Source organism: bacterium (genome assembly GCA_023135785.1).
Taxonomy (GTDB): Bacteria; CAIJMQ01; CAIJMQ01; order CAIJMQ01; family CAIJMQ01; genus CAZNJA01.
In genome coordinates this window covers 1-5592 of the sequence record JAGLSL010000096.1, presented here as the reverse complement: position 1 = coordinate 5592, position 5592 = coordinate 1, and the positions used below count along the sequence as shown (strand labels likewise).

1 protein-coding gene is annotated in these 5592 nt (G+C 39.7%); it reads left to right on the top strand.

Annotated elements, in window-relative coordinates:
* The coding region (locus KAS42_06455; GenBank protein ID MCK4905860.1) for a DUF11 domain-containing protein at nucleotides 1–5592 on the top strand (5592 nt) is incomplete at both ends.

Here is a 5592-nt window from a genome sequence, read left to right as displayed (position 1 = left end):
CAGGATTAAACCTTGACGGACAAGCGTTAGGCACAGAGGTAATATTGCTCAGTGATAACCCCGGCACACAATTTACTTTTGACGTCACGGGCGGCGCACAAACTGTAAACCGTGTTAATGTTACAGATTCCGCCGCATCAGGCAACGACATCACCGCCACAAACTCTATTAATGGTGGAGGAAATGACAATGGCACGGGTACACCAGAATGGGTTTTCGGGACAGTAACAAGATATTGGATAAGTGCTACTGACCAAGATTGGGATGACAACAATAACTGGGCATTAACTTCAGGCGGTGCAGGTGGTGTAAACTTCCCGGGCGCAATTGATACGGCTATATTTGACGGTAATGGTGCCGGGAACTGCATACTTGATGCAAATTTGTCTACAAATATAATTGAACTACAAGGCGCAGCTGATCCTAACGGCGCTTATGCCGGAAGGCTTGACGCAAACGGTCTTGATATTACCGTGAATTCTACATTAGATATAACCGGTGGTGAGCTTGAACTTGATGCCGGCTCTAATTTAGAAATAAATGGCGTGCTTACAATAGACGGTGGAACATTAGACGGATTAAACGGAACAATAAATGCCGACGATAACATTGTTCTTTCAAGCGGCACACTAACAGCTCCGTCTGGAAATTTTTCTCTTGATAGTGATTTTACCATCTCAGGAGGCGCATTCGCTCATTCTTCGGGAACTCTTATCTTTGCCGGAACCACCATATTAACAAGCAACACGGAAACATTAAACAATGTACAAATCGGAACAGGAGCTGTGGGAGGTTCACTAACTCTTGCCGACCAAGCAGATATAAACGGAAACCTAACTGTTCTAAATGGAGCGGCAACTACCCTTAACCTTGGAGGACAAACGCTTTTATTCAGCGGTTCAACCTTTAACCTGACTAACCTTGATATATTTACAGAGACGGGTTCTACCGTAACCTTTAATGGAGCTGCCCTGCAGACAGTAACAAGTATTTCTGAAACCTATAATATTATTACCGTTACCAACGCTTCGGCAGGAGGTGTTGCATTTGCTGATGATTTTACCACTGCAACTCTTAATGATATCACACCAAACTCTAAACTCACTTTTAACGACGGCGATACATATACAATAACAGGCGCAGCAGGATTAAACCTTGACGGACAAGCGTTAGGCACAGAGGTAATAATACTTAGTGATACCCTCGGCACACAATTTACCCTTGATTTGACAGGCGGCGCACAAACTGTAAACCGTGTTAATGTTACAGATTCTGCCGCATCAAGTAACAACATAACTGCTAATAATTCCGTCAATAACGGCGGTAATGATGATGGCGACCCTGTTCCTCACTGGATATTTAGTAATGTAACTATCACTTTTCCTTCTGCGGGCACCACTGTAGGTCAAACACCAACAGTTATCGGAACTGCTTCACCTGGGAATATTGTAGTTTTAAAAGGAACCGTAGGAGCTGTACCTTTACAACAAGTAGCTGCTGCAACTGCTGATGCTCTGGGCAATTATATAATAATGCAATCCAATTATACTTCTAATTTGGACATAGTAGCTCCTAACAGTATAAGAGCCGAAGTAGGAGTAATTCAAAGTCCTCTTTTAAATATTAATGTTGTTGCAACACCAACTTCCAATCAAGTTCCAACTATTATTTCACCTGCCGAAGGAAGTCCTGTAAACGGAAATAAACCAACCATTACTGGAAAAGGGTTAGCGGGACAAACAGTAACTTTAACAGTTAAGGATGCAGCCGGTAATCTGCTTTTGACCGATATTGCTACTACTATAGTAGATGGTTTGGGAAACTGGACAATCTCAAGTCTGGATTATACTACCAACTTAGTAAAAGGAATAAATTATTTAAGTGTAACTGTTTCAGGTACTGTAAGCGATATAAAAACTATCAGCTTAACTGACCCTTTCGGTATAGTATTTGATTCTACAACTGATAACCCCATTGGAGGGGCAACGGTAACTATTTTTACTTCTGCAGGCGTACAGTGCTCTCCGGGTGTACAAATCGCTGCGACTGACTTAAATCCGCAAATAACCGGTGCAGACGGCGCATATAGTTTCCTGACTATCAACGGGAATTTTTATATCACTGTAAACGCATTGGGGTATACTTATCCTTCCGTTAAAACCAGTTTCCCTGCTGGAAGGGTAGTTGTGAACGGCTCTAAAGGGGAGGTCTTTACAGTAGCAGGCGTAATTATAGAAATGGACCATCCTCTTGACTCGGGTAATCAGCTCTTAAGAATCAAGAAAGATGTTAATAAAAAAGAGGTGGTTATCGGCGATATAGTTACATATACGGTAACAATAAAAAATGAAACCGCGTCTGATGTAACAAATGTTTACTTGGAAGATATGATTCCGGCCGGCTTTAAATATATAAATGACAGAGCAATCCTAGATAATAGGAAAATATCCAATCCCACAGGAAATCGTCCAATCACATTTAATATCGGCACAGTTTCTTCCGGTCAAACAAGAACTTTAAAATATCAATTAGTAGTTGGCTCCGGCGTAACTACAGGCAATTATAAAAATTCAGCTGTGTGTAAATATTCTGACGGGACAATCATATCCAATAAAGATTCTGAAACCGTCCAAGTTACACTGGATCCATTATTTGATTTGGGAACGGTAATCGGTAAGGTATTTCGGGATATAAATGAAGACGGAAAACAGAAAAGAGAGGACAAACAAGAAACCGGCATTGGTGGTGTGCAAATAGTTATGGAAGATGGCACAATTGTTACCACAGATGCTGATGGCAAATACCACATACCTGCAATTTTACCCGGAAGACATGTGTTAAGGATTGATGAAAGGACCTTGCCCAAAGGCGCATATTTAACCACTGATAAAGTTGTCATAGTGGATATTACGCCAGGCATACTCTCCAAAGTAAACTTTGGAGTAAATTCAAATATCAAATATCAAAAATCAAATATACAAATCAAAAATCAAAATGTTAGTACTACCAAAGAAAAAGAGAATGAGAAAAGTCCCGTCATTGTGAGCCCCGACAAGTCGGGGCGTGGCAATCTCAAGGGGATTGATTCGTCACCTTCGGCTCCTCGCAATGACACATCAGAGTTGGCAGAAGACAGAGGACAGAGGACAGAAGACAGAATATCTGCAAAAGATAAACAGATAAACACGCAAACCTACACACCGGATAATCAAGAAGAAAATCATCTATTCTTCATCGCAATGGGCGATGGCAAAGCAGGCTATAATTTTAATAAAGGTGACATGGAACCGGTTGAAGATAACGATAAATTTAATGAAGGATTCTGGTCCGAAGGAAAATTCGCTTATTACTTAAAAGGAAAAATTAAAGGTAAATATTTAATTACTTCGAGTTTGGATACCCAAAGAGAACAAAAAGAATTGTTCCGGAATTTAGACCCTGACAAATATTACCCGGTCTACGGAGATGCTTCTACTATAAATTATGATGCGACAAATACTCAAGGAAGACTTTATCTTTTAATAGAATGGGATAAATCTAGGGTCTTATGGGGTAATTATGTAACCGGCATGACAGATACGGAATTTGCCCAGTTCAACCGCACCTTATACGGCGGGAAAATACATTTTGAAAGTGTATCCTCTACTAAATTCGCAGAACCTGTCACAAAACTGATTGTCTTTGATGCGCGCGCTAAACAAAGAGCGGCGCATAATGAATTTGTCGGCACAGGCGGTTCGCTCTTCTATTTAAAACACTCTAACATCATTGAGGGTTCCGAAAAAATAAAGATTGAAATCAGAGATAAAATAACCGGTATTGTCCTAACCACAAAACAAATGCAGTCAGGTTTTGACTATGAAATTGATTATTCAAACGGTAGAGTAATTTTTGGGCAATCCGTTTCTTCTATCGCTGAATCAAGTTCTATTATTTCATCCCAGTTATTGGATGGTAATTCTGTTTATGTGGTAGTGGACTACGAATATGAAACTAAAGATAATTATGATAAAGGTACTCAAGGTGTACGTCTACAGCAATCTTTTACGGATTATGTAAGAATCGGCGGGACTTATGTAGAAGAACAGCAACTAGACAAGGATTACAAACTAAAAGGATTAGACGCAACTCTGCATTTAGGAAAGAATGTTACTATAACCGCCGAACAGGCAGAAAGCATTTCCGAACAAGCAGGGAATTTTATTTCTACCAACGGAGGATTAAGCTTCACTGAACTTTCTACTTCAGATAAAGATAAAGGTAAAGCTTATGGAATAAAAACAGAAGCATATCTTTTTGATAAATTGGGTTTAACAAGTTATTATAAAAAAATCGCAAAAGATTTTTCTTCCACTTCCACAATTTCCCAGCAAGGCAAAGAATTATTCGGGACAGGAATGACTTGGGATATAAACTCAAAAACAAAATTGGCAGTATCGCACAATGTGCAAAAACTCATTGATGACGGAAATTCTCAAACTCAACTACAAGTAGGTGCCGAGGAAACAAAAACTACCTCTGCCCAGCTAACACATCAAATGGAGAAATTGCGGCTTACCGGCGAATATAAACATCAAGATGTAAAAGAAAAATTAGACCAGTTCCAGTCGCAGACAAACACAGACGAAGATACGGTTGCAGTAAAAGCGGATTATAAATTAACAGAAAAAGTCGGCGTATCTTTAGAGCAACAGACAACGTTGAGAGGTGAAACAAATAACCAGACCTCCGTGGGTGTAAGCGCTCAGCCCAACGAGCATTTATTTTTCAAAGCAAAACAAACTGTCGGCACGGAAGGTTCTGCTACAAGCGTAGGAACAACGGTAAATATAAACGATAAAATATCTGCACATACAACCCTTACTGTCGCCGATTCTATGGAAAAAGGCCAAACCCAATCGGTTGTTGTCGGTTCTCAACAAAAAGTTAACGAAGGATTAGTTCTTACTACAGACAAAACATATGCAAAAAACAGAGATACGTTGATTGAAGGTAATACATTAGGTTTAACTAAAGAAAAAGATAACCGAAAATTAAAGGGGGCTTTTACACAACAACGGTCTCAAAACAATACTGAAACCGCCAATACCAATATCTTTGGTTTATCAGGTGATATTAACGATAAATTAGCTATGATGGGGAGTTTCGAGCGCGGAGTTGTCCAAAATCACGATGGCACACAAGCAACACGCAGTGCAGGAGCTTTGGGAGTAAGTTATGTAGATAAAAACCCTGAAACGGACAATATTCGTCTTCAAGCATCAAGCAAATTAGAACTTCGCACAGATGACGGCGAAGAAGACAAAAAACAATATCTTATATATAACGCCCTTAAATGGCAATCCACTATAAATACAACTCTTTTTGCCAAAATAAATATATCGCAGACCGAGAATACCAGCAATGACTCAACCGAAGCGCAATATAAAGAATTGGTAACAGGAGCAGCTTACAGACCAATATATTTTGACCGACTAAATCTTCTTGCAAGATATACATATTTAGAGGATAGCTTACCTTCGGACCAAACTGATTTCTCTGATATTGAAGAAGAAAGAGCGCACACTTTATCGGGAGAGCTTGCATATGATT